This is a genomic window from Geodermatophilus sp. SYSU D00867 (genome assembly GCF_054050315.1).
On the sequence record NZ_JBJGZC010000011.1, the window covers coordinates 50,612 to 74,907 of the forward strand.

Here is a 24,296-nt window from a genome sequence, read left to right on the forward strand (position 1 = left end):
GCCCTGCCGAATCCGGTTGCCCGGCCCCGGACGATGTCGGGGTGGGCTACGTCGACGTGAGCGGGGTCCGGCACACGCTGCCGGGCGGCCGGGTGCTGCTGGACGACGTCTCGTTCCGGATCGGCGAGGGCGCCCGCGCGGCGCTGGTCGGCGAGAACGGCGCGGGCAAGACGACGCTGCTGCGGATCGTCGCCGGTGACCTCGTGCCCGAGGCCGGCGCCGTCGCCCGCAGCGGCGGGCTCGGCGTCATGCGGCAGTTCATCGGCTCGGTGCGCGACGACACCACCGTCCAGCGCTTCCTCGTCGACCTCTCCGCGCCCGCGGTGCGCGCCGCCTGGGACGCCGTCGAGGCCGCCGAGCTGACCCTCATGGAGACCGACGACGAGCCCGCGCAGCTCGCCTACGCCGACGCGCTCGCGCAGTGGGGCGACGCCGGCGGCTACGACGCCGAGGTCACCTGGGACACCGTGACCGTCGCGGCGCTCGGCGTCCCCTACGACCGGTGCAAGTACCGCGAGCTGTCCACGCTGTCCGGCGGCGAGCAGAAGCGGCTCGCCCTCGAGGCGCTGCTGCGCGGGCCCGAGCAGGTGCTGCTGCTCGACGAGCCGGACAACTACCTCGACGTCCCCGGCAAGCGGTGGCTGGAGCAGCGGCTGCTCGAGACGCGCAAGACGGTGCTGTTCGTCAGCCACGACCGCGAGCTGCTCGCCACCGTCGCCGACCGGGTGGTCACCGTCGAGGGCGGGACGGCGTGGGTGCACGGCGGCGGGTGGTCGTCCTATCCCGAGGCCCGCGAGGCGCGGCACGAGCGGATGGCCGAGCTGCGCCGCCGCTGGGAGGAGGAGCACGAGCGCCTCGTCGACCTGGTCCGCACGCTGCAGCAGCAGGCGGCCAACTCCCCGGACATGGCCTCGCGGTACCGGGCGATGCAGACCCGGCTGGCGAGGTTCGAGGCGGCCGGGCCGCCGCCGGACCGGCCGCCGCAGCAGCGGGTGACGATGCGGCTGCGCGGCGGGCGCACCGGCGTGCGGGCGGTCGTGGCCGAGCAGCTGGAGCTGACCGGGCTCATGCAGCCGTTCGACCTGGAGGTCTGGTACGGCGACCGGGTCGGCGTCCTCGGGGCCAACGGCGCGGGCAAGTCCCACTTCCTGCGGCTGCTGGCCGGCCAGGACGTCGCCCACACCGGGTCCTGGCGGCTCGGGGCGCGCGTCGTCCCCGGCTCCTTCGCCCAGACGCACGCGCACCCCGACTGGCAGGACCGGACGCCGGTGGACCTGCTGTGGCACGGCGAGCCCGGCCGGCCGGGCGTCGACCGCGGGCGGGCGATGGCGGTGCTGCGCCGCTACGGGCTCACCGACTCCGCCGACCAGCCGTTCCGGACCATGTCCGGCGGGCAGCAGGCGCGGCTGCAGGTGCTGATGCTCGAGCTGTCCGGCGCCACGCTGCTGCTGCTCGACGAGCCCACCGACAACCTCGACGTCCTGTCCGCCGAGGCGCTGGAGGAGGCGCTGGCCGCGTTCGACGGCACCGTGCTCGCGGTGACCCACGACCGCTGGTTCGCCCGCTCCTTCGACCGGTTCCTCGTCTTCGGCTCCGACGGCCGGGTGTACGAGTCGGACGAGCCGGTGTTCGACGAGACGCGGGTCGCCCGCGCCCGCTGAACGACACCGGCCGGACCCCCGTCGTGGGGGGTCCGGCCGGTGGCGGGGGAGCGGGGACTACGGCAGGGCGTAGAAGACGCGGTCGTCGGAGTCGAAGCTCATGGTGGGCTCGACCGACAGCTGCCCACCGGCGACGGCGGCCGGCGGCACGTCCATGCAGAACTGGAAGGTGTCCGACCCGCCCGGGTTGAGGGTCGGGGCGTCCATCGCGTCGTCGGCCAGGACCGCCGTGCACTCGGCGTCGCTGTACTGCCGGGCGTCGGACCCGTGGAAGACGGCGGTCAGGTCGAAGCCGGGCATGCCCTCCGTCTCGCCGGTGTAGGTCACGCTCAGCTGGGCGAGCACGTACTGGCCGGTGGCCGGCTCGTTGAAGTCGTTGGCGGCCTGCACGGACGCGTCGGCGTCGAGCTCGACCGCGTCCACGGTGACCTGGTAGTCGCCGACCTGGGCCGGGACGCCGAGCGGCACGACGTCGGCGGCCGGGGCCTCCTCGGGAGCGGGCTCGACCAGCCCCGCCGTCCCGCCGTCGGGCAGGGCGCCGTCCGACGGGACGGCGCTGCTGAGCTCCTCGTCGAGGCTGTCGGCGACCTCGTCGATGACGCTGGCGTAGAAGGCCTGCGTCGCGATCACCACGGCGATGGCCACCAGCGAGGTGACGAGGCCGGTGACGGCCAGCCCCTTGCCGCGGTGGGTGCCGCGCCGGGCGCGCAGCAGCGCGGGGATGCCCAGCGCCAGGCCGACGACGGCCACCACGGCGGCGACGTTGTTGATGATCGGCACCCAGCTCAGCAGCAGCGCGATGATCCCCAGGACCATCGACGCCACGGCCAGGCCGGCGCCCTTCTGCTGGGGGACGTACGGCGGCTGGACCGGAGCGTAGGGCTGCTGGTACGGCGCCTGCGGGGGGTGGGACACGGAACGGCTCCTCGCGGGGGCTGGGCGGAATCGGATCGAGACCGTGTCGTTCTTCGGCCGGACCACGCCCACGAGTGACCCGAACCGCCCGGAGGCACCCCGGCCGCCGCAGGAGCACCACCCGTCCCGAGGGCGCGGACCGGGGCAGGGGCTCGTGCCTGTCAGGCCGTCCTGACGGAGGATGGGTCATGGACCTCGACGACCTCGAACGGCGGCACACCCTCGCCAGCGCCGTCCGCCGCTACGACGAGTTGCGCACGCGCGACTCGCTGGCCGACCCCGACGACCCGGCCGGACCGCGGCCGCTGACCCGTGAGGAGGCGCTGGAGCTCCTGGCGCTGGGCGAGGTCGTCGCCCGGCGGGCGGCCCAGGGGCGCCAGCTCACCGTCCGGACGGCGCGGGCGACCGGTGCGTCGTGGGCGCAGATCGGCCGGGCGCTGGGCGCCACCCGGCAGTCGGCGTGGGAGGCGCACCGGCGCTGGATCGACACCCAGGTCGACCACCCGGACGGCTCGGGCGGGCTCACCGAGGACGAGGCCGCCGAGGCCCGCGCCCTGCTCGCCAACGACGCCGACTGAACGGCTCGGCTCCGGCGATCACCGGAGGTGTGCACGGCCGGCCGGCGCGTCCCGCCGTGTCGCGTGCACGCACCCGGTGATCACGCCGAGCGAGCGAGTCGGGGCTCAGCCGAAGGACCGGCCCTCGCCGCGGTAGGTGGGGACGGCGCCGGCCAGCCGGTCCCCGGCCAGCGTGTGCAGGACCTCGACGTGCTCGCACACCTCGCCGGCCTTGGCGTGCCGGAACCAGACGCGGTCGCCGACGGCGAGCCCGCCGGCGTCCGGGCCGCGCAGCGGCGTCTGCACCTCCCCGGCGCCCTCGGTGCCGAGCACCCGCAGCCGCGGCGGGTGCACCGGGCGCGGCAGCCGGTCGGCGCCGGGCGGCCCGGAGGCGATCCACCCGCCGCCCGCGACGGTCACCGTCCCGCGCGCGGGGCGGCGGGTGACCGGCAGCGCGAACAGCAGCGCCGGCCGGCCGCGGAAGGCGCGGTACCCGTCGAACAGCGTCGGCTGGTACAGCCCCGAGCCCGCGGCGACCTCGGTGACCGACGGGTCGGCCGCGGTCCGTTCCAGGCTCCCGGTGCCGCCGCCGTTGACGAACGCCAGCGGCGCCACGGCGGAGACGGCGGCCACCGCGGCGGCGCGGCGTCCGGTCAGTTCCCGCACCGACAGCGCCTGCACCCCGCGCACCGCCAGGCCGCGCAGCGGGCGCCCGGGCGGCGCGTCCGGCACGCCCGCGACCTGGGCCTCGTAGGCCATGAGCCCGACCAGGGCGAAGCCGGGCCGGTCGCACACCGCCCGGGCCAGCGCCGCGGCGGCCCCGGGGTCGTGCACCGGCGACCGGCGCACCCCCACGTGCAGCCGCCCGGCCCGCAGCGACGCGTCGAGGTCCAGGCAGATCCGCACCGGCGGCCGCGACCCGGCCGGCGCCACCGCGTCGACGGCGTCGAGGTGGTCGGGGGAGTCGGCCATCAGCGTCACCCGCGCGGCGAGCGCGGGGTCGGCCACCAGCGCGCGCAGCGCCGCGCGGTCCACCGAGGGGTAGGCGACGACGACGTCGTCGGACACCGGGTCGTCACCGCCGGCCAGCCAGAGCGCCTCGGCCAGCGTGTACGCGAGCACGCCGGCGAAGCCCGGCCGGGCCAGCACCCGCCGCAGCACCGCCCGGCTGCGCACCGACTTGCTCGCCACCCGGACCGGGCGCCCGGCGGCGCGGCGGACCAGGTCGGCGGCGTTGGCGTCCAGCGCGTCGAGGTCCAGGACGGCCAGCGGCGGGTCGAGGTCCGCGGTCGCCCGGTCCAGCCGGGCCCGGGCTGCGGCCGGGGAGGTCATGGCGGGGCAGCATCCTCGCGGTCCGCCGAGTGGGTCAAGCGTCCCAGTCGCTTGACCCGGTCCGGCGGCCACGGGACGCTGCCGCGCACGACGGAGGAGGCGGCGTGGGCACCTGGCGCAACTGGGCCGGCAACCAGCGGGCGGACGGCGTGACCGTCGTGCACCCGGCGGGCACCCGGGAGATCGCCGCCGCGGTCCGGAGCGCTGCCGACGCGGGCCGCCGGGTCACCGCCCTGGGCAGCGGCCACTCGTTCACCGGCATCGGCCGGCCGGAGGACGTCGCGCTGGCGCTGGACCGGCACGCCGCGCTGATCGGCGTCGACGACGCCGGGCTGGTCACCGTGCAGGCCGGCATGCCGCTGCACCGGCTCAACGCGGAGCTGGCCGCGCGCGGCTGGGCCCTGACCAACCTCGGCGACGTCGACCGGCAGACCGTCGCCGGCGCGATCTCCACCGGCACCCACGGCACCGGCGCCCGGTTCGGCGGGCTGGCCACGCAGGTCCGCGCGCTGGAACTGGTCACCGCCGACGGGACGGTGCTGCGCTGCGCGCCGGACGAGGACCCCGACGTCCTCTCCGCCGCGCGGGTCGGCCTGGGTGCCCTCGGCGTGCTGAGCACCGTGACCCTGCAGGCGGTGCCGGCGTTCGCGCTGCGCGCCGAGGAGGGCACCGCCGCGCTGCCGGACCTGCTGGCCGACTTCGCCGGCTTCACGTCCTCGACCGACCACGTCGAGTTCTACTGGTTCCCGCACACCGACCGGTGCCGGACCCTGCGCAACACCCGGGTGCCCCTCACCGAGCTCGCGCCGCGGGGCCGGGCGCGCGCGTTCTGGGACGACGAGGTGCTCGCCAACGCCGGCCTCGCCGCCGTCGTCGCCGCCGGTCGCCGGGTGCCCGCGCTGGTGCCGACCCTGGCGCGGTTCTCCGCCGGGGCGCTGGGCGCCCGCACGTACACCGACCTCGCGCACCGGGTCTTCGTCTCCCGCCGGCGGGTGCGGTTCCGGGAGACGGAGTACGCCCTCCCGCGGGAGGCGGCCCCGGCCGTGCTGGAGGAGCTGCGGCGGGTGGTCGACGCCGGGCCGCACCGGGTGCCGTTCCCGGTCGAGGTGCGCGTCGCCGCCGCCGACGACGTCCCGCTGTCGACGGCGTACGGCCGCGACACCGCCTACGTCGCCGTCCACGTGCCCGCCCGCAGCGAGCCGGGCGGGTACTCCGCCGCGTTCGAGGCGATCGCGCTGGCCGCCGGCGGGCGCCCGCACTGGGGCAAGGAGCACGGCCTCGACGCCGCGGCGCTGGAGCCGCGCTACCCGCGGTTCGGCGAGTTCGCCGCGCTGCGCGCGCGGCTGGACCCCGCGGGGGTGTTCACCAACGCCCACCTCGCCCGGGTCCTCGGTCCGGCCGGGCAGCCCGCCGGGCAGGCCTGAGGTGCCCCGGCTGCCGGCCGGGCAGCGGCGCGCGGCCCTGGTGGAGGCGGCCCTGCGGGTGATGGCCCGGGACGGCCTGGCCGCCGGCACCACCCGCGCGGTCGTCGCCGAGGCCGGGATGCCGCTGGCCGCCTTCCACTACGCCTTCTCCTCGCGCGACGAGCTCCTGCGCGAGCTGGTCACCCGCGTGGTCGGCCGCGAGCTGGCCGCCGCCACCGCGGGGCTGGACCCGGCCGCGGGCCTGGCCGGCTGCCTGCGCGCGGCCGCCGCCGGCTACCTCGACCACCTCGAGCGCGAGCCCGGCGCCGAGGCGCTGATGCTCGAGCTCACGCTGCACGCGGTCCGCGACCCGGCGTTGCGGCCGGTGGCCGCCGAGCAGTACCGCGCCTACACCGCGGCGGCGACCCGCCTGCTGGAGGAGGCCGCCGCCGCGACGGGTGCCACCTGGCGGCGGCCGGTCCCGGAGCTGGCCCGGCTGCTGGTCACCGTCGTCGACGGCGCGACGACGACCTGGCTGGTCGACCGCGACACCGCCGCCACCCGCGCGGTGCTCGAGGCCGCGGTCGACCAGCTCGCGGCCTGGGGCAGGTGACTCAGAGGTCGACGTCGGGCTCGCCGGTGCCGCCGATGCGGTCGAGCTCCTCCATCTCCAGCGGCCCCAGGACCCGCGCGCCCGCCTGCAGGTTCTCCTCGAGGTGCGCCACCGACGACGTCCCCGGGATCAGCAGGACGTTGGGGGAGCGGGCCAGCAGCCACGCCAGCGCCACCTGCATCGGCGTGGTCTCCAGCCGCCGCGCCACCGTCTCCAGCGCCGCGGACTGCAGGGGCGTGAACCCGCCGAGCGGGAAGTAGGGCACGTAGGCGACGCCCTCGCGGGCCAGCGCGTCGAGCAGCGGGTCGTCGTCGCGGTGCACGAGGTTGTAGTGGTTCTGCACGCACACCACCGGCGCGATCGACCGCGCCTCGGCGAACTGCTGCGTCGTCACGTGGGAGACGCCGAGGTGCCGGATGAGCCCCTGCTGCTGGAGCTCGGCCAGCGTCTCGAACGGCTCGGCCAGCGAGCGCTCCGCCGGGGCGTGGCCGGGCATGCGCAGGTTCACCACGTCGAGCACGTCGACGCCGAGGTGGTCGAGGTTGTCGTGCACGGCCTGCGTCAGCTCGTCGGGGGAGAGGGCCTCGGGCCACGCGCCGTCCGGCGTCCGGCGGGCGCCGACCTTGGTGACGATCGTGAGCTGCTCGGGATAGGGGTGCAGCGCCTCGCGGATGAGCTCGTTGGTCACGTGCGGGCCGTAGTAGTCGCTGGTGTCGACGTGGTCCACGCCCAGCTCCACCGCCCGGCGCAGGACGGCGACGGCGGCCTCCCGGTCGGCCGGCGGGCCCATCACCTGCGGGCCGGCCAGCTGCATCGCGCCGTAGCCGATGCGGTTGACCGTGCGGTCCCCGAGCGGAAACTGTCCCGACCTCTCGGCCGTCGTGGTCGTCATGCCCGCCTCCTACCCGGGGAGTCCGGGGGAACCCGTCAGGCCGCCAGCCGGCTGCCGACCTCTGCGTGCCAGCGGCCGACGTCGGCGCTCACCCGCGCGGTCTCGCGCCGGTCGGCCCGCCGGGCGACCAGCGCCAGGCCGCTGCCCAGGAGCGCGAGGGCCGCGCCCACCCACATCGGCGCGGTGTAGCCCAGGCCCAGGGAGATGACCAGCGCGCCCAGGGCCGCGCCGACCGCGTTGGCCACGTTGAACGCCGCCTGGTTGGCCGCCGACACCAGGCTGCCGCCGGACACCCGCGCGGCCACGATCACGCCGTTCTGCACGACCGGACCCATCGCGAAGGCGACCGCGCCGAACAGGACCAGCAGGACGACGGCGGCCGCGGGGGTGCGGGCGAGGAAGGCGAAGGCGGCCAGCAGCAGCGCGGTGGCCAGCAGCCCGGCGACCACGAACGTCCAGCCGAACCGGTCGCCGAGGCGGCCGCCGGCCAGCGTCCCGACGGTGGTGCCGACGCCGAACAGCGCCAGCACCGGCGTCACCCAGCCCTCGGGCAGGCCGGCCAGGTCGGTGAGGATCGGGCTGACGTAGCTGTAGACGGAAAACAGCGCGGCGAAGCCCACCATCGTCAGCACGAGCACCAGCCACACCTGGGGGCGGCGGAAGGCGGCCAGCTCGGCCCGCAGGTCCCCGCGCTCCCCGGTGCCGGCGGGCAGCCAGGCCAGCAGCCCGGCGATCGTGACCAGCCCGATGACGGCGATCGCGGCGAGCACCAGCCGCCAGCTCAGCTGCTGGGCGACGAACGTGCCGAGCGGGACGCCGACGACGTTGGCCAGCGTCAGCCCGACCATCATGAGCGAGATCGCCTGCGTGGCCCGCTCCGGCGCGACCAGCCGCCGCGCGGCCACCGCACCCACGCCGAAGAACGACCCGTGCGCCAGCGCGGTCAGCACCCGTGCCGCGGCCAGGGTCTCGTAGGTGGGCGCCACCGCCGACAGCGCGTTGCCGACGACGAACACGACCATCAGCGCGACCAGCGTCTGGCGCGGGGAGAACCGCACGCCGAGCGCGGTGAGCGTCGGCGCGCCGAGGACGACGCCGACGGCGTAGGCGGAGATGAGCAGGCCGACGGCGGACACCGAGACGCCGAGGCCGTCCGCGATCTCGGGCAGCATGCCCATCACGACGAACTCGGTGGTGCCGATGCCGAAGGCGCCGATGGCGAGCGCGAGCAGACCGCGGGGCACGGGAGGACTCCAGGGGACGACGGCGGGAGGGGGAGCGTGCGGACGTCGTCGTCCGTGCTGGCCCTGCGGGGCGGGTACTACGGGGAGGCGGGTACTACGGGGAGGCGGGTACTACGGAGAGGCAAGGCACCGGCCGCGCGGGACATGCCCCGCGCGGCCGGTGGGTGTGCTCACACCCGGGTCAGGGCTGCAGCAGCACCTTGACCGCGCCGTCCTTCTTCTCGCGGAAGTCGGCGTAGGCCTGCGGCGCCTGCTCCAGCGGCACCCGGTGGGTGGCGAAGTCGTCGACGCCGAGCGGGTCGCCGTCGACCAGCAGCGGCAGGATGTCGGGCACCCAGCGCCACACGTTGGCCTGGCCCATCCGCAGCTGGATCTGCTTGTCGAACATCCGCATCAGGGGCAGCGGGTCGGTGGCGCCGCCGTAGACGCCGGACAGCGAGATGGTGCCGCCGCGGCGGACCGCGTCGATGGCGGTGTTCAGCGCGGCCAGCCGGTCGATGCCGGCGACCTGCATGACCTTCTCCATGATCGCGTCCGGGACGACCGCGGTCGCCTTCTGCGCGATCTGCGCCAGCGGGGAACCGTGCGCCTCCATGCCCACGGCGTCGATCACCGCGTCGGCGCCGCGGCCGGCGGTCGCGTCCTGGATCTGCTGGACGACGTCGTCCTTCTTCGTGGAGCGGATCACGTGCGTGCCGCGGGCGGTGGCCCGCTCGAGCCGCTCGGGCACGACGTCGGAGGCGTACACGTCCTCGATGCCCAGGTGGTGGGCGATCCGGGTGCACATGTCGCCGATCGGCCCCAGGCCCAGCACCAGCAGCGTGCCGCCGGGCGGCGTCGCGGCGTACTGCACCGCCTGCCAGGCGGTGGGCAGGACGTCGGAGAGGTAGACGAACCGGTCGTCCGGCGGGCCGTCCGGGACCTTGATCGGCAGCGTGTTGCCGAACGGGACCCGCAGGTACTCGGCCTGGCCGCCGGGCACCTGCCCGTAGAGCTTGGTGTAGCCGAACAGCGAGGCGCCGAAGCCCCGGTCGCGGTTCTGGGTGGTCTCGCACTGCGACTGCAGGCCCTGCGAGCACATCCAGCAGGTCCCGCAGGAGATGTTGAACGGGACGACGACGCGGTCGCCGGGCTTCACCGCGGTCACCGCGGAGCCGACCTCGCGGACGACCCCCATCGGCTCGTGGCCCATGACGTCGCCCTTGGTCATGAACGGCGCCATCACCTCGATCAGGTGCAGGTCGGACCCGCAGATGCCGCTCGAGGTGATCTCGACGAGGACGTCGGTGTCCTCCTGCAGCGTGGGGTCGGGGACGGTGTCCACCTGTACGTCGGCACGTCCGTGCCAGGTCACTGCGCGCACGAGATCCTCTCCTCGGGTCGTCCGCAGGGAGCGCTGTCGATCACGCCTGTCCAGGGCCTTCTGCCCGGTGTGGGCCTGATCGCCCCTCGTTCAACGCTCAACCGGCGTGTTCATCACTGTCCGTCACATCGGTTCTACGCAGTGTCGAATGACAACGGTGCAGCTCCGTGGCCTGCGCCACACATCCGGCCCTGCGTACCCAGGTCCGCAGATCACGTAACGGTCACGGCGTGTTTACATGGGCCCCGCCCGCTCCCCCGGGCACGGCACGACGTCCCTGTCCCCGACGGAAGTCAGGTGCATGACCGAGCTCCACCCGGACCGCCTCCTCGACGGAGGGACGGCCGCGCAGCCCGCGGCCGGCACCCCCCTCCGGCAGGCAGCGGCAGCGTCGCCCGACCGGCGACCCGCCGACGCCGCGACGACGGCCCCGCGGCCCACCCCGTACCGACGTCAGGGGGAGACGTCGCCGGGCGGGGACCGCACCGAGTCCCGATCCGAGTCCCGCCCCGCCCGCCGTCCCACGCCGTCGCCGCGGACCTCGCCCGAGGAGACCGCCGCCGGGACGCCCGCCCCCACGACCACGGTGGCCGGCCTCGAGGTCCGCACCGTCGTCGCCGGGACCGGGCCCGCGCAGGCTCCCGCCGCCGAGCCCGCCGAGGTCCTCGCCGTCGCCGACGCCGCCGAGCTGGCCGAGGCCGCCGGCGCCCAGGCGCTGGCCGCCGTCGCGGCCGCCGGCGCCGACGACACCGCCGCCGACGACACCGCCGCCGACGGGCCCGAGGGCGCCGGCGCCGGTGGGGAGCGGGTCCCGGTCACCGTCGTCGCCGGCCACGGCCGGCACCGGGCGATGGCCCGGCTGCTGCGGCTGCCGCGCCGCCGGCCCGCCTTCTACCTCGCCGCCGCGCTGGTCGGCGCGGTCGGGGTCGGCTCCTTCTCCGTGGGCGACCGCGTCGCCCAGGCCGACGGCCCGGAGGCGGTCAGCCACTCGGTGAGCGTGGCCGAGGAGCTCGGCATCGCCGACCAGGACCTGCCCGCGGCCGCCGAGGCCGCGACCCTGCGCTCGGACGCCACCCTGCTCGGCGCGGTCACCGCCAGCCGCAACGCCCGCGAGGCCGAGGAGGCCGCCGCGGCGCAGGTCCAGGCCGACGCCGACCGCGCCGCCCAGGAGGCCGCCGCGGCCGCGGCCGCCGAGGCCGCCCGGCCCAGGACCGTGCTGCCGGTCGACGGTGCGCGGCTCACCAGCGGCTTCGGCGCGCGCTGGGGCACGCTGCACGCCGGCATCGACCTCGCCGCGCCCATCGGCACGCCGGAGTACGCGGCCGCCGACGGCGTCGTCCTCGAGGCGGGCCCCGCCAGCGGCTTCGGCCTGGCGGTGTACGTCCAGCACGAGAACGGCGACGTCACCGTCTACGGGCACATGGAGGAGATCCTCGTGCAGCCCGGCCAGGTGGTCCGCGCCGGCGACACCATCGCGCTGCTGGGCAACCGCGGCCAGTCGACCGGCCCGCACCTGCACTTCGAGGTGCACGTCGGCGGCATCGACGGCGAGCGGATCGACCCGATCCCGTGGCTGCGGGACCGCGGCGTCGCCATCTAGACGCGAGGACCCCGCCGCCCCGCCCCTCGCAGGCCCGGGGCGGGCCCCCGCAGCGGGGCCGGCACGACACGCGCCCCCCCCCCCGGCAGGTCCGGGCAGGGGGCGCGTGCCGTCGGAGGACACTGGAGGAGGAGGTGGGCCGATGGGAGCCGGGCACGGGCACGGGCACGGGCACGCCACCGTCGCGGCGGCCTCGCGCGGGCGGCTGGCCGTCGTCCTCGGGCTCACCCTCGCCGTCCTCGTCGCCGAGGTGGTCGGGGCCCTGGTCTCCGGCTCCCTGGCGCTGCTCGCCGACGCCGGGCACATGGCCACCGACGCGCTCGGCGTGGGCCTGGCCCTCGGGGCGGTGACGCTGGCCCAGCGCCCGGCCCGCGGGCGGCGCACCTTCGGCTGGCAGCGGGTGGAGATCCTCGCCGCGGTGGCCAACGGGCTGCTGCTCGCCGGCGTCGCGGTGTTCGTCCTCGTCGAGGCGGTGCGGCGGATCGGCGACCCGCCCGAGATCACCTCCGGCGTCGTCCTCGCCGTGGCCGCCGGGGGTCTGGCCGCCAACCTCGCCGGGCTGGCGCTGCTGCACCGCGGCCGGCGGGGGTCGCTCGCCGTCCGCGGTGCGCACCTGGAGGTGCTCGGCGACGCGCTGGGGTCGGTGGCCGTCCTCGTCGCGGCCGGCGTCGTCGCGCTCACCGGGTGGACGCCGGCCGACACCATCGCCGCGCTGCTCATCGGCTGCCTGGTGCTGCCGCGGGCGTGGGCGCTGCTGCGCGAGTCCCTCGACGTCCTGCTCGAGGCCGCGCCCCGCGACGTCGACCTCGACCGGGTCCGCGCGCACGTCCTCGGGGTGCCCGGCGTCATCGGCGTCCACGACCTGCACGCCTGGACGATCACCTCCGGCCTGCCGGTGCTGTCCGCGCACGTCGTCGTCACCGACGAGGCGCTGGCCGCCGGGCACGGCGGCCGGGTCCTCGACGCGCTGTGCGCCTGCCTCGGTGACCACTTCGACGTCCCGCACTGCACCTTCCAGATCGAGGCCGAGGCGCACGCCGGCCACGAGGCCCCCGTCCACGACTAGGAGGACGCCCCTGGCGGGGGCGCCGGTGGGACAGTGGAGGGCACGACGGACGGACCGGAGGTACAGGTGGAGCACGGGCACCACTCGGGCATGTGGGTGCCCGACGAGCCACCCACGTGGGGACGGGTCTTCCTGCCCCACCTGGACGCGTGGTCGGTGCTGCCGGTCCTCGCCCTGCTCGGGGTGCTGGCCTACCTGGTCGGCCTGGTCCGGCTGCGCCGCTCGGGCGTGGCCTGGCCGTGGTGGCGCACGGCGTCCTGGGTGGCCGGCTGCCTGTCGCTGTTCGCCGTCACCGGGACCTGGCTGAACGGCTACGGCATGGTGCTGTTCAGCGTGCACATGGCCCAGCACATGGTGCTGTCGATGGTCGCGCCGCTGCTCCTGCTGCTCGGTCGGCCGGTGACGCTGGCGCTGCGGTCGCTGCCGCGGGGGAGGGGAGTGGCCGGCGTCCCGCGGGCGCTGCTGCTCGACGCCCTGCACAGCCGGGTCGCGCGCTTCCTCTCGCACCCGCTGTTCACGCTGCCGCTGTTCCTGGTCAGCCTCTACGGCGTCTACTTCACGCCCGTCTTCGACGCGCTGATGGGCGACCCGTTCGGGCACCAGTTCATGCTCGCCCACTTCACCGTGACCGGGCTGCTGTTCTTCGGGCCGATCCTCGCCCAGGACCCGTGGCCCCGGCAGGTGGGTCACGCCGGCCGGATGCTCGAGCTGCTGATCCCCATGCCGCTGCACGCCTTCTTCGGCGTCGCGATCATGATGTCGACGTCGCTGGTGGTGCGGACCTTCGCCGACCCGCCCGCCGGCTGGGGCGTCGACCCGCTCGCCGACCAGAACGCCGCGGGCAGCATCGCGTGGTCCTTCGGCGAGCTGCCGACGGTGCTCGTCCTCGTCGTCGTCCTGTTCAGCTGGATGGGCTCCGAGGAGCGCCGCGGCCGCCGGATCGACCGCACCGCCCGGCGCACCGACGACGCCGAGCTCGAGGCCTACAACGCCCGGCTCAGGCAGCTCGCCGCCCGCTCCGGGTCCTGAACGCGGCACCGCCCGCGGCCCCCGCGGGGAACGCGTCGGCCCCCGGGGCGGCGACCCGCGCCCTGCCACCATGGGGCCGTGTCCGTCTCGCTGGTGGTGACCGCCGACACGCACCTCCCGAAGCGGGCCCGTGACCTGCCCCGCTCCCTCTGGGCCGCGATCGAGGCCGCGGACCTCGTCGTGCACGCCGGCGACTGGGTCGACGTCGCCCTGCTCGACGCCCTCGAGTCCCGCGCCCGGGCCCTGCTCGCGGTGTACGGCAACAACGACCACGGGCCCCTGCGCGAGCGGCTGCCGGAGGTGGCGCACGCCGAGGTGGGCGGGCTGCGGGTCGCCGTCGTCCACGAGACCGGTGACGCCAAGGGCCGCGAGCGCCGCTGCGCCGCGCGCTTCCCCGACACCGACGTCCTGTTCTTCGGGCACAGCCACATCCCGTGGGACACCACCACCGACAGCGGACTGCGGCTGGTCAACCCCGGCTCGCCCACCGACCGGCGCCGGCAGCCGCACGGCACCTTCGTCACCGCGGTCGCCGACGGCGGGGCGCTCACCGAGGTGGTCTTCCACCCGGTCGCCCGGTGACGGTCTCCCCACCGGCGTCCCCTCCCGCCGCCCGCTGGCGTCACCTGGCCGTCGGCCTGACCGGGCTGGTCGCCGCCTGCGCGGCGCAGAACGGGATGCCCTTCCTCACGCTGGCGCTGCGGGAGGAGGGGCTGACGCTGCCGCAGGCCGGCCTGCTGGTCGCCGCGCCCACCGCCGGCCTGGTGTGCGCGCTGCTGCTCTGGGGCGTGCTGGCCGACCGGTACGGCGAGCGGCTGGTGCTCTCCGCCGGGCTCGCGGTCGCCGCCGGAGCGCTCACCGGCGCCGCGCTGGCCGACGCCGCCGTGCCCACCGGCCTGTGGCTGCTGCTGGCCGGGGCGGGCAGCGCGTCGGTGCACGCGGCCAGCGGCCGGCTGGTGCTGGGCTGGTTCCCCGCGGAGCAGCGCGGGCTGGCCATGGGCGTCCGGCAGGCCGGGCAGCCGCTGGGCGTGGGCCTCGCCGCGCTGACGCTGCCGCGGCTGGCCACCGACGGCCCCGGCGGCGCCTTCGCGTTCCTCGCCGCCGGCTGCGCGGTCACCGCCGTCCTCGTCGGCCTGCTCGTCCGCGACCCGGCCCGGCCGCCGCGCACCGCCGGCGCCCCGCGGCCGGCCTCGCCCTACCGCAGCCCGGTCCTGTGGCGGGTGCACGCGGCCAGCACCCTGCTCGTCGTGCCGCAGTTCGCCGTCGCCGGGCTGGCCTTCGACTGGCTGGTGCGCGACGCCGGCTGGAGCGCGCCCGGCGCCGGGACGCTGCTGGCGGTCGCGCAGGCCGGCGGGGTCGCCGCACGCCTCGGCGCGGGCACCTGGTCGGACCGGGTGGGCAGCCGGCTCGGGCCGCTGCGGCAGGTCGCGGGCGCGGTGGCCGTCGTCGTCGGGCTGCTCGCCGTCGTCGCGGCCCTGACGCCGGGCCTCCTCGGCCCGGGGGTCGCCGCGGCGGCGGTGGCGCTGGCGGCGGTCGCCACGGTGAGCCCGAACGGGGTGGCGTTCACCTCGGTGGCCGAGCAGGCCGGCAGCGCCTGGGCCGGGCGCGCGCTGGGCGCGCACAACACCGCGCAGAACCTGGCGGCCGCGCTGACCGTCCCGCTGGCGGCGCTGCTCGCCGACGGCGGACCCGGCTACCCGGCGGCGTTCGCGCTCGGTGCGGTCGCCGCCGCGGCCGCGGTCGCCGTCGTGCCCGCCCGGACGGCGGAGCCGGCGCCCCCGCCGGTCGCGGTCGGTGCGCCGTGAGCCGGTGGCGCCCCTGGCCGCCGCGGGCGGTGGCCGTGCTGGCCTGTCCCGTCTGCGGCGCGGAGCTGGCCGCGCTCCCCGGCGACGCCGGCCTGCGCTGCCCGGCCGGCCACTCCTTCGACCGGGCCCGGCAGGGCCACGTGACGCTGCTGCCACCGGGCCACGCACCGCCGACCGGGGACACCGCCGCGATGGTCGCCGACCGGGCGGAGGTGCTCTCCGCCGGGAGCTACGCCGGGCTCACCCGGGTCCTGGCCGGCGCGCTCGCCGCGGGGGAGGGGCCGGTGGACGCCGTCCTGGACCTCGGCGGGGGGACCGGGCACCACCTGGCGGGCGTGCTGGACGCGCTGCCCGGCGCGGTCGGCGTGGTGCTCGACGCCTCGCGGTACGCGGCCCGCCGCGCGGCCGGCGCCTCGCCGCGGGCGCTCGCCGTCGTCGCCGACACCTGGGCCCGGCTGCCGGTCCGCGACGCCGCCGTCGACCGGGTGATGGTGGTCTTCGCGCCGCGCAACGGGCCGGAGACCGCGCGGGTGCTGCGCCCCGGCGGCCGGCTGGTGGTCGCCACGCCGGCGCCGGAGCACCTGGCCGAGCTGGTCGGCCCGCTGGGGCTGCTGCGGGTGGACCCGGAGAAGGAGGCCCGGCTGTCCGCGGCCCTGGAGCCGCACCTCGTGCCGGCCGGCCGCGTGCGGCACCGGGAGGAGCTGGAGCTCGACCACCGCACCGTGACCACCGTCGTGGGGATGGGGCCGCACGCCCGGCACCTGGCGCCGCAGCGGCTGGCCGCCGCGGTCGCCGCCCTGCCGCCGCGGGTGCGGGTCACCCTCGCTGTCGACGTCACGACCTGGGCGCTGCCCGCGGACGCAGGAGGGGCCCGGCCGTGACGGCCGGGCCCCTCCTGGGCGACCGGGCGCAGGGCTCTCGTGGCCTCCGGGGCGCCGGGAGCCCTGCGTCGGTCAGATGCGGGTGCGGCTGCGTCCGCGGGTGGCGAAGACGTAGACCAGCAGCACGATGATGGCGCCGATGATCGAGCCGATGATGCCGGCGGCGCCGATCTCGAAGCCGTTGCCGCTGATCAGGCTCCCGAGCAGGTTGCCGACGAAGGAACCGATGATGCCGAGGACGATCGTCATCCCGACGCTCATGGACTGCTTGCCGGGGACGACGGCCCGCGCGATGAAGCCGGCGATGGCGCCGACCACGATCAGCACGATGATGTTCCAGAGAAGCTCCACGGGGGACCTCCTGAGGGGATGGCCGGGTGGCCGAGGCGCTGGGATCTCCAGGCTCGGACGGTGCTGTTCCCCTGGTGAGCAGGGCGGAAACGCGTCTTGATCATGACGTGACCTGGTCGTCACCCGGGAGGGGGGCGCCGTCACCGGCGCGCCCGCCCGGACGGGCCCGACGGGCCCGTCGCCCTCGGTCTAAGCTGCGCTCGTGACGATCGCGCCTGCACCGATCGTGAGCCGGCCCAGCCCGGCTCGCGAGGTCCAGCGGGGTGCGCGGCTCTCGAACCTGCTGCGGACCACGGACCACAAGACCATCGGCCTGATGTACATGGCCGCCTCGTTCGCCTGGTTCATCGTGGGTGGCTTCATGGCCATGCTGATCCGCGGTGAGCTGGGCCAGCCCGGGCTGCAGTTCCTGTCGCCCGAGCAGTACAACCAGCTCGTCACGATGCACGGCACGATCATGCTGCTGATGTTCGCGACGCCGCTGTTCTTCGCGTTCTCGAACCTGATCATGCCGCTGCAGATCGGCTCGCCGGACGTCGCCTTCCCGCGACTGAACGCCTTCTCGTTCTGGCTGTTCTTCTTCGGCAGCCTCATCGCGGTCTCGGGCTTCTTCACGCCCAGCGGTGCGGCCGACTTCGGCTGGTACGCCTACGCCCCGCTGTCCGACGCCGTGCACTCCCCGGGCCCCGGCGCCAACCTGTGGTTCTCGGGCCTGGCGGTCAGCGGTCTGGGCACGATCCTCGGCGCGGTCAACTTCACCGCCACGATCGCCTGCCTGCGGGCGCCGGGCATGACGATGTTCCGGATGCCGATCTTCACCTGGAACACGCTGGTCACCAGCCTGCTGGTGCTGCTGGCCTTCCCGATCCTCACCGCGGCGATCTTCGGCATGCTGGCCGACCGCAACCTCGGCGCGCTCGTCTACTCGGACGAGAACGGCGGCCCGATGCTGTGGCAGCACCTGTTCTGGTTCTTCGGCCACCCCGAGGTCTACATCATCGCGCTGCCGTTCTTCGGCATCATCACCGAGATCATCCCGGTGTTCGCCCGCAAGCCGCTGTTCGGCTACAAGGGCATGGTCGGCGCGACGCTGCTCATCGGTGGCCTGTCGCTCACGGTGTGGGCGCACCACATGTACGCGACCGGCGCGGTCCTGCTGCCGTTCTTCGCGTTCCTGACCTACCTCATCGCCGTGCCGACCGGCATCAAGTTCTTCAACTGGATCGGCACCATGTGGCGCGGCCAGCTGACGTTCGAGACGCCGATGCTGTTCTCCATCGGCTTCCTGGTCACCTTCCTCCTGGGTGGCCTGACCGGCGTGCTGCTGGCCAGCCCGCCGCTGGACTGGCACGTCAACGACAGCTACTTCGTCGTCGCCCACTTCCACTACGTCGTCTTCGGCACCGTGGTGTTCGCCGCCTACGCCGGCATCTACTTCTGGTTCCCGAAGATGTCGGGCCGGATGATGGACGAGCGGCTGGGCAAGCTGCACTTCTGGCTGGTGTTCATCGGCTTCCACGCGACGTTCCTGGTCCAGCACTGGCTGGGCACCGAGGGCATGCCGCGCCGGTACGTCGACTACCTGCCCACCGACGGGTTCACCACCCTGCACGTCATCTCCACGATCGGGTCGTTCGTCCTGGGCGCCTCGACCATCCCGTGGCTGTACAACGTGGTGAAGTCGTGGAAGTACGGCCGCCTCGCGCTGCGCGACGACCCGTGGGGCCACGGCAACTCGCTCGAGTGGGCCACCTCCTCGCCGCCGCCGCGGCACAACTTCACCGAGATCCCGCGGATCCGGTCGGAGCGTCCGGCGTTCGAGGCGCACTACCCGCACCTGGTCGAGCGGCTGCACGCCGAGGCGCACGTCGGCAAGCGGCACCAGCCCTACGCCGGTGTCAGCGAGCTGGCCGAGGGCACCGGCCCGCGTCAGGGTCCCAACGACCCCGACCCGTTCTGACCCCCGGGGCCCGGCCCCACGCGATCGCACGTCACGACGACGCCCCGTCGGCTCCGGCCGGCGGGGCGTCGCCTCGTCCGCGGGACCACCGCCCGGAGCCGCCGGGGGAGTGCGGCACCATGGCCGCCGTGCCGCTCGACCCCGCACCCCGCACGCGTCCGCAGGCCGCCCCCGACGGGCCCCGCGCGGTCCTGACGGTCACCGGCGCCGACCGGCCCGGCGTGACCGCCCGGCTGTTCGGGGCCCTCGCCTCCGGCGACGAGGGGCTCCCGCCGGTCGAGGTCGTCGACGTCGAGCAGGTCGTCGTGCACGGCCAGCTGGTCCTCGGGGTGGTCATCGGCGCCCGGCCGGCCGACGGCGCGGTGGACGAGGCCGGCTTCCTCGCCTGCCTGGGCCGGCTGGCCACCGAGGTCGCCCGCGCCACCGGCGTCCGGGTCGAGGTGGAGACCGCCTCCGGTCGCGGTGGCGGCACCACACCCACCGGGCGGCCGCACCACGTGATCCTGCTCGGCCGGCCCGTGCCGCCGTCCGCGGTCGCCGGCGCGGCCACCGCCATCGCGGGCGTCGGCGGCAACATCGACGCGATCCGGCGGCTGTCGGACCACCCGGTCACGTCCCTGGAGCTCACCGTCTCCGGGGCCGGGGCCACCGAGCTGCGCACCGCGCTGGCCGCCGTCGCCGCCGCCACCGGCGCCGACATCGCCGTCGAGCAGGTCGGGCTCGCCCGGCGCAGCAAGCGGCTGATCGTCCTCGACGTCGACTCCACGCTGGTGCGCGGCGAGGTCATCGACGAGCTGGCCGCCCGCGCCGGGCGGGCGGCCGAGGTCGCCCGGATCACCGCGGCGGCCATGAACGGGGAGCTGGACTTCGCCGAGTCGCTGCGGGCCCGGGTGGCCACGCTGGCGGGCCTGCCGGTCGAGGTCCTCGACGAGGTGCGCGAGCACCTGGAGCTCACCCCCGGCGCCCGCACGCTCATCCGCACGCTGCAGCGGCTCGGGTTCCGCTGCGGCATCGTCAGCGGCGGCTTCAGCCAGATCACCGACCCGCTGGCCGCCGCGCTCGGCCTCGACTTCGCCGCGGCCAACACCCTCGAGGTCGCCGACGGGAGGCTCACCGGCGGCCTGGTGGGCGAGATCGTCGACCGGGCGGGCAAGGCCCGCGCGCTGGCCCGCTTCGCCGCCGAGCACGGCATCCCGCTGGAGCAGACGGTCGCGGTCGGCGACGGCGCCAACGACCTCGACATGCTCAACGCCGCCGGGCTCGGCATCGCGTTCAACGCCAAGCCCGTGGTGCGCGAGCAGGCGCACACCGCGCTCAACCAGCCCTACCTCGACGCCGTGCTGCAGGTCCTCGGCTTCACGAGGGACGAGGTGATGGACGCGCTGTGACACCGTGTGACTGTGACACCGTGTGACTGTGACACCGTGTGATCTGCCGTCCTGCCGGACGGCACCGCGGCCACGAGCCGTACCCCTGCTGCGCTGAGCCCTGCCACGACGTCCCGCCCGGGAGCCTCCGGCCCCGCGGTCGGTCCGCCGTCCTACGCAGGGCGGCTCGCTTCAGGGGCGGGTGACCGTGCCCTCCAGCTCCACGCCGGCGGTGCGCAGCTGGTCCAGCGCCGCCTCGGTCGAGGCCTCGGACACCCCCGCGGTGAGGTCGAGCAGCACGCGGGTCCCGAAGCCCGCCGCGACGGCGTCGAGCGCGGTGGCCCGCACGCAGTGGTCGGTCGCGATGCCGACGACGTCGACGGCGTCCACGCCCCGCTCGCGCAGCCAGTCCGCCAGCGGCACGCCGTCGGCCCGCCCCTCGAAGCCGGAGTAGGCCGCCGCGTAGTGGCCCTTGTCGAAGACGGCGTCGAGCGGCCCGCGGTCCAGCGACGGGTGCAGCTCGAGCCCGCTCGTGCCGGCGACGCAGTGCGCCGGCCAGGTCTCCAGGTAGTCGGGCTCCTCGTGGAAGTGGTCGCCCGGGTCGACGTGGTGGTCGCGCGTGGCGACCACGTACGCGTAGTCGGCGGACCGCACGTGCTCGGTGATCGCCGCCGCCACCGCCGCACCCCCGGCCACCGCCAGGCTGCCGCCCTCGCAGAAGTCGTTCTGCACGTCCACCACCAGCAGTGCGCGCGTCACCGCGGGACCTCCGTTCACGCCGTCACCGTCTCCAGTGCGGGTTCCCCGCGGGAGAGCGCCCATGCCTCCTGCGGCAGGGCCTCGCGCGCCCGGCGGTGGTGCGCGGCCGCCGCCTCGAGCGCGTCGGCCGGGGACGACGGCGTCACCACCTCGCCGCCGCGGACCAGCTCCACCAGCAGCCGCCGGTCGCCGTCGCGCGGCTCGACCCGCCCGCTGCTGACCACCTCGGCGGTCGCCGTCCCGTCGGCGTCGTGCCGGCGGACGGCGGTCTTGCGGCCCCCGGTGGAGTTCTTGCCCTCCGAGCGCTTGGCCACCGGCACGCCGTCGCGCTCGACCAGCTTGTAGACCATCCCGGCGGTCGGCGCGCCCGACCCGGTGACCAGCGAGGTGCCGACGCCGTAGCCGTCGACCGGCGCGGCCATGAGCCCGGCGATCGCGTACTCGTCGAGGTCGCTGGTGACGATGATCCGCGTCTTCGTGGCGCCCAGGTCGTCGAGCTGGCGGCGGGCGGCGGTGGCCAGCGTCGGCAGGTCGCCGGAGTCCAGCCGGATGGCGCCGAGCTCCGGCCCGGCCACCTCGACCGCCGTCCTGATGCCCTGGACGACGTCGTAGGTGTCCACCAGCAGCGTGGTGCCGACGCCGAGCGTGTCGACCTGCGCGCGGAAGGCGGCGGCCTCGTCGTCGTGCAGGAGGGTGAACGCGTGCGCGCTGGTGCCCGTCGTCGGCACCCCGTACCGGCGGCCGGCCTCCAGGTTGGAGCTGGCGGTGAAGCCGACCAGGTACGCCGCCCGCGCCGCGGCGACCGCGGCCTGCTCGTGGGTGCGACGCGAGCCCATCTCGATGCACGGCCGCTCGCAGGCCGCCCCGACCATGCGGGCCGCGGCCGAGGCGATCGCGCTGTCGTGGTTGAGCACCGAGAGGACCAGGGTCTCCAGCAGCACGCCCTCGGCGAAGGGCGCGCGCACGGTGAGCACCGGGGAGCCGGGGAAGAACAGCTCGCCCTCGGCGTAGCCGTCGACGTCGCCGGAGAAGCGGAAGTCGGCCAGCCAGTCCAGCAGCCGCGCGTCGGTCAGGCCCTGCTCGCGGAGGGTGGCCAGCTCCTCGTCGCCGAAGCGGAAGGCGGGCAGCAGTTCCAGGAGCCGGCCGGTGCCGGCGACCACGCCGTAGCGGCGGCCGTGCGGGAGGCGCCGGGCGAAGACCTCGAAGACGCAGTCGCGGTCGGCGGTGCCGTCCGCCAGGGCGGCGGCGACCATCGTCAGCTCGTACCGGTCGGTGAGCAGGGCGGTACCCGTCGGCATGATCCCGACCCTAGGTCGACCGCCGCGACCGCACCCGGGGGACCGGGGGAGCGACCGTCCTAGAGTGGTCGGGTGGCCGGACCACTCGCGCCGACACGGACGCCCGAACCCACGGTCGAGGAGACCGCCGACCTCGACCGGCCCTGGGTCACCATCGTCTGGAACGACCCGGTGAACCTCATGACCTACGTGACCCACGTGCTGCGGGAGCTGTTCGGCTACGACGAGCCGACGGCGACGACGCTCATGCTGCAGGTGCACAACGACGGCAAGGCGGTGGTCAGCTCCGGCCCGCGCGAGCGGATGGAGCACGACACCAGCCGGCTGCACGCCTACGGCCTGTGGGCCACCTACCAGCAGGACGCATGAGGCCGTTCCGCCGCAAGGGGGCCGACGTCGTCGCGCGGCTCGAGCCGGCCGAGGCCGGCGTCCTCGGGCTGCTGCTCGACCAGCTCGAGCAGCTGCTGGGCGCCGACCCCGAGGACGTCGACGGCGACCCGGTGGTCGCGCGGCTGCTGCCGGCCGGGCACCGCACCGACCCGGAGCTCGCCGCCGACTACCGCGAGCTGACCGAGTCGGCGCTGCGCGCGGGCAAGACCGACGACCTGGCCGCCGTCCGGGCCACCCTCCCCGCCGACGGCGGCGAGGTGCGGCTGGACCGGGACCAGGCCGGCGCGTGGCTGCGCACCACCAACGACCTGCGGCTGGCCCTGGGCGAGCGGATCGGGGTCACCGAGGAGACCGAGCCGCCCGAGGACCCGGCCGGCGAGGAGGGCCAGCAGCTGGCCGTCTACTACTGGCTCACCGGGCTGCAGGGGTCGCTCGTCGACGCGGTCGCCGCCGGGCGCGACGCCCGAAGGTGAGCAGCACCAGCGCCGCCAGCAGCAGGTCCAGCACGAAGAAGACCAGCACCAGGCTGGGCAGCTCCAGCTCGCGGACGGCCGCCCCGACGGTGGAGACGAGCGTGACCACCGACAGGGCCAGCACCAGCAGGAGCACCAGCACCCGCAGCGCGACGAGCAGCGCCAGCGACAGGCGGTCGGCGGCGACGTCGCTGCTGTAGTGCCCGCTGCGCAGGGTCAGCCCCCGGATGCCGAGCCACAGCGACGGCAGCGCGACGACGACCACGCCGGCCGCCATGATCAGGTCGAGCACCACGGGTCCGCACCGTATCCGGTCGGTGACGAGCGGGTGACCTGCCCCGGTCGGGCGAGCGTCGCCCGGTGCCCGCGGTGCCGCTCCCGGGCGCCGCCTAGACTGGCGGTGTGCTGCGCATCGACCGCGCGACCTACGACGCCATCGTGGCCCACGCCCGGGAGGACCACCCGGACGAGGCCTGTGGCGTCGTCGCCGGGCCCGAGGGCAGCGACCGTCCCGAGCGGTTCATCCCGATGCTCAACGCCGCCCGGTCGCCGACGTTCTACGAGTTCGACTCGGCCGACCTGCTGCGCCTGTACCGGGAGATGGACGACCGGGACGAGGAGCCGGTGGTGATCTACCACTCCCACACCGCCACCGGGGCGTACCCCTCGCGCACCGACGTCAGCTACGCGTCCGAGCCCAACGCGCACTACGTGCTCGTCTCCACCCGCCACCACGGCCGGGAGACCGGCCTGGCCGGGGACGACGTCGAGTTCCGCAGCTTCCGGATCGTCGACGGCGAGGTGAGCGAGGAGGACGTCGAGGTCGTCGAGTCCTACCTGTTCGGCCACTCGCCGACCACCGTCGTCTACGACTGACCGAGGACCCCGTCCTCCCCACCCCTCGCGAGCCCGGGGCGGGGCCCTGGACGGGCCGGCCGCGGAATGACCCGCGGCGAGCGGGCGTTGCCCGCACCGACACGCGCTCACGCCGAGCGCTCCCGCACGTCCCCACCCTCCCGAGGAGAACCGCACGCCATGGCCATCGAGGTCCGGATCCCGACCATCCTGCGCACCCACACCGGCGGCAACAAGACCGTCGAGGGCAGCGGGGACACCCTCGGCGCGCTCGTCGACGACCTCGACGCCAAGCACCCCGGCCTCAAGGGCCGCCTGGTGACCGAGGAGGGCAAGCTGCACCGCTTCGTCAACGTCTACGTCAACGACGAGGACGTGCGCTTCACCGGCGCGCTCGACACCGCGGTCAAGGACGGCGACTCGGTCACCATCCTCCCGGCGGTCGCCGGCGGCTGCTGAGGCCTCCCGCCCCGCCGTCCCGT

At 75.8% G+C, this 24,296-nt stretch carries 25 protein-coding genes; 16 read left to right on the forward strand and 9 right to left on the reverse strand.

Annotated features, from left to right (window positions below):
* Positions 1–41: 41 nt before the first annotated feature.
* Entirely contained in the window at positions 42–1,661 is a 1,620-nt protein-coding gene (locus ACI8AK_RS12165) for an ABC-F family ATP-binding cassette domain-containing protein (RefSeq protein ID WP_456902845.1), read from the forward strand.
* Positions 1,662–1,718: 57 nt separating this feature from the next.
* Here ACI8AK_RS12165 and ACI8AK_RS12170 read toward each other — a convergent pair whose 3' ends face one another.
* Positions 1,719–2,576, reverse strand: a complete 858-nt coding sequence (locus tag ACI8AK_RS12170; protein ID WP_387985824.1) for a DUF4190 domain-containing protein — start codon at positions 2,574–2,576, stop codon at positions 1,719–1,721.
* Between the two features lie 188 nt (positions 2,577–2,764).
* Between ACI8AK_RS12170 and ACI8AK_RS12175 the strand changes: the two genes are divergently transcribed.
* The gene (locus ACI8AK_RS12175) at positions 2,765–3,154 is read left to right on the forward strand and encodes a hypothetical protein (protein ID WP_387985822.1); all 390 of its coding nucleotides are present in this window, start codon (positions 2,765–2,767) and stop codon (positions 3,152–3,154) included.
* Between the two features lie 105 nt (positions 3,155–3,259).
* Here ACI8AK_RS12175 and ACI8AK_RS12180 read toward each other — a convergent pair whose 3' ends face one another.
* The gene (locus ACI8AK_RS12180) at positions 3,260–4,465 is read right to left on the reverse strand and encodes an alanine racemase (protein WP_387985819.1); all 1,206 of its coding nucleotides are present in this window, start codon (positions 4,463–4,465) and stop codon (positions 3,260–3,262) included.
* 104 nt (positions 4,466–4,569) lie between these two features.
* On the opposite strand from ACI8AK_RS12180, the gene ACI8AK_RS12185 reads away from it, so the two are divergent.
* Together ACI8AK_RS12185 and ACI8AK_RS12190 are read left to right on the forward strand one after the other, a co-directional pair.
* Positions 4,570–5,889: a D-arabinono-1,4-lactone oxidase gene (locus ACI8AK_RS12185; RefSeq protein ID WP_456948652.1), complete on the forward strand. Its 1,320-nt coding sequence runs from the start codon at positions 4,570–4,572 to the stop codon at positions 5,887–5,889.
* Between the two features lies 1 nt (position 5,890).
* Positions 5,891–6,481 (forward strand): TetR/AcrR family transcriptional regulator, encoded by a 591-nt coding sequence (locus ACI8AK_RS12190; RefSeq protein ID WP_387985814.1) that lies wholly within the window; start codon positions 5,891–5,893, stop codon positions 6,479–6,481.
* Position 6,482: 1 nt separating this feature from the next.
* On the opposite strand, the gene ACI8AK_RS12195 is transcribed toward ACI8AK_RS12190, so the two are convergent.
* The 3 genes from ACI8AK_RS12195 to ACI8AK_RS12205 all read right to left on the reverse strand — a co-directional run bounded on the left by ACI8AK_RS12195 (position 6,483) and on the right by ACI8AK_RS12205 (position 9,980).
* Positions 6,483–7,373, reverse strand: coding sequence for an aldo/keto reductase family oxidoreductase (locus ACI8AK_RS12195; RefSeq protein ID WP_387985812.1), 891 nt, complete (start codon positions 7,371–7,373; stop codon positions 6,483–6,485).
* Between the two features lie 35 nt (positions 7,374–7,408).
* A complete protein-coding gene (locus ACI8AK_RS12200) occupies positions 7,409–8,617 on the reverse strand; it encodes an MFS transporter (protein ID WP_456948651.1) in 1,209 nt (402 codons plus the stop codon).
* A 181-nt stretch (positions 8,618–8,798) separates the two neighbouring features.
* A complete protein-coding gene (locus ACI8AK_RS12205) occupies positions 8,799–9,980 on the reverse strand; it encodes an alcohol dehydrogenase catalytic domain-containing protein (protein WP_456956420.1) in 1,182 nt (393 codons plus the stop codon).
* 586 nt (positions 9,981–10,566) lie between these two features.
* Here ACI8AK_RS12205 and ACI8AK_RS12210 point away from each other — a divergent pair.
* From ACI8AK_RS12210 to ACI8AK_RS12235, 6 genes are all read left to right on the forward strand, one after another.
* The gene (locus ACI8AK_RS12210) at positions 10,567–11,580 is read left to right on the forward strand and encodes a M23 family metallopeptidase (protein WP_456956422.1); all 1,014 of its coding nucleotides are present in this window, start codon (positions 10,567–10,569) and stop codon (positions 11,578–11,580) included.
* 142 nt (positions 11,581–11,722) lie between these two features.
* The gene (locus ACI8AK_RS12215; protein ID WP_456948648.1) at positions 11,723–12,646 is read left to right on the forward strand and encodes a cation diffusion facilitator family transporter; all 924 of its coding nucleotides are present in this window, start codon (positions 11,723–11,725) and stop codon (positions 12,644–12,646) included.
* A 66-nt stretch (positions 12,647–12,712) separates the two neighbouring features.
* A complete protein-coding gene (locus tag ACI8AK_RS12220) occupies positions 12,713–13,675 on the forward strand; it encodes a cytochrome c oxidase assembly protein (RefSeq protein WP_387985799.1) in 963 nt (320 codons plus the stop codon).
* A gap of 78 nt (positions 13,676–13,753) precedes the next feature.
* The gene (locus tag ACI8AK_RS12225) at positions 13,754–14,257 is read left to right on the forward strand and encodes a metallophosphoesterase family protein (RefSeq protein ID WP_456948646.1); all 504 of its coding nucleotides are present in this window, start codon (positions 13,754–13,756) and stop codon (positions 14,255–14,257) included.
* On the forward strand, positions 14,254–15,480 hold the full coding sequence (locus ACI8AK_RS12230) for an MFS transporter (RefSeq protein WP_456956424.1): 1,227 nt from the start codon (positions 14,254–14,256) through the stop codon (positions 15,478–15,480). The genes ACI8AK_RS12225 and ACI8AK_RS12230 overlap by 4 nt, the downstream gene beginning before the upstream one ends.
* A 29-nt stretch (positions 15,481–15,509) precedes the next feature.
* Positions 15,510–16,361: a putative RNA methyltransferase gene (locus ACI8AK_RS12235; protein ID WP_456956509.1), complete on the forward strand. Its 852-nt coding sequence runs from the start codon at positions 15,510–15,512 to the stop codon at positions 16,359–16,361.
* A gap of 72 nt (positions 16,362–16,433) precedes the next feature.
* Here the strand turns inward: ACI8AK_RS12235 and ACI8AK_RS12240 are convergent, their stop codons facing one another.
* Entirely contained in the window at positions 16,434–16,712 is a 279-nt protein-coding gene (locus tag ACI8AK_RS12240) for a GlsB/YeaQ/YmgE family stress response membrane protein (protein WP_387985792.1), read from the reverse strand.
* 202 nt (positions 16,713–16,914) lie between these two features.
* Here ACI8AK_RS12240 and ctaD point away from each other — a divergent pair, with 202 nt between their 5' ends.
* Positions 16,915–18,672 carry an aa3-type cytochrome oxidase subunit I gene (gene ctaD, locus ACI8AK_RS12245; protein WP_456948644.1) on the forward strand — a complete coding sequence of 586 codons (1,758 nt, stop codon included), beginning with the start codon at positions 16,915–16,917 and terminating at the stop codon, positions 18,670–18,672.
* Positions 18,673–18,791: 119 nt separating this feature from the next.
* Positions 18,792–20,060: a phosphoserine phosphatase SerB gene (gene serB / locus ACI8AK_RS12250; RefSeq protein WP_456948643.1), complete on the forward strand. Its 1,269-nt coding sequence runs from the start codon at positions 18,792–18,794 to the stop codon at positions 20,058–20,060.
* Between the two features lie 171 nt (positions 20,061–20,231).
* Here the strand turns inward: serB and ACI8AK_RS12255 are convergent, their stop codons facing one another.
* On the reverse strand, positions 20,232–20,798 hold the full coding sequence (locus ACI8AK_RS12255; RefSeq protein WP_456956426.1) for an isochorismatase family protein: 567 nt from the start codon (positions 20,796–20,798) through the stop codon (positions 20,232–20,234).
* Positions 20,799–20,812: 14 nt separating this feature from the next.
* Positions 20,813–22,096, reverse strand: coding sequence for a nicotinate phosphoribosyltransferase (locus ACI8AK_RS12260; protein ID WP_456902836.1), 1,284 nt, complete (start codon positions 22,094–22,096; stop codon positions 20,813–20,815).
* Positions 22,097–22,168: 72 nt separating this feature from the next.
* Here ACI8AK_RS12260 and clpS point away from each other — a divergent pair, with 72 nt between their 5' ends.
* Positions 22,169–22,465, forward strand: a complete 297-nt coding sequence (gene clpS, locus ACI8AK_RS12265; protein WP_387985781.1) for an ATP-dependent Clp protease adapter ClpS — start codon at positions 22,169–22,171, stop codon at positions 22,463–22,465.
* The gene (locus ACI8AK_RS12270) at positions 22,462–22,959 is read left to right on the forward strand and encodes a DUF2017 family protein (protein WP_456902835.1); all 498 of its coding nucleotides are present in this window, start codon (positions 22,462–22,464) and stop codon (positions 22,957–22,959) included. The genes clpS and ACI8AK_RS12270 overlap by 4 nt, the downstream gene beginning before the upstream one ends.
* Here the strand turns inward: ACI8AK_RS12270 and ACI8AK_RS12275 are convergent.
* Positions 22,898–23,254 carry a hypothetical protein gene (locus ACI8AK_RS12275; RefSeq protein ID WP_387985778.1) on the reverse strand — a complete coding sequence of 119 codons (357 nt, stop codon included), beginning with the start codon at positions 23,252–23,254 and terminating at the stop codon, positions 22,898–22,900. The genes ACI8AK_RS12270 and ACI8AK_RS12275 overlap by 62 nt on opposite strands.
* 107 nt (positions 23,255–23,361) lie before the next feature.
* On the opposite strand from ACI8AK_RS12275, the gene ACI8AK_RS12280 reads away from it, so the two are divergent.
* Together ACI8AK_RS12280 and ACI8AK_RS12285 are read left to right on the forward strand one after the other, a co-directional pair.
* On the forward strand, positions 23,362–23,835 hold the full coding sequence (locus ACI8AK_RS12280; RefSeq protein WP_456948641.1) for a Mov34/MPN/PAD-1 family protein: 474 nt from the start codon (positions 23,362–23,364) through the stop codon (positions 23,833–23,835).
* Positions 23,836–23,994: 159 nt separating this feature from the next.
* Positions 23,995–24,273, forward strand: a complete 279-nt coding sequence (locus ACI8AK_RS12285; RefSeq protein WP_387985774.1) for a ubiquitin-like small modifier protein 1 — start codon at positions 23,995–23,997, stop codon at positions 24,271–24,273.
* Positions 24,274–24,296 lie beyond the last annotated feature (23 nt).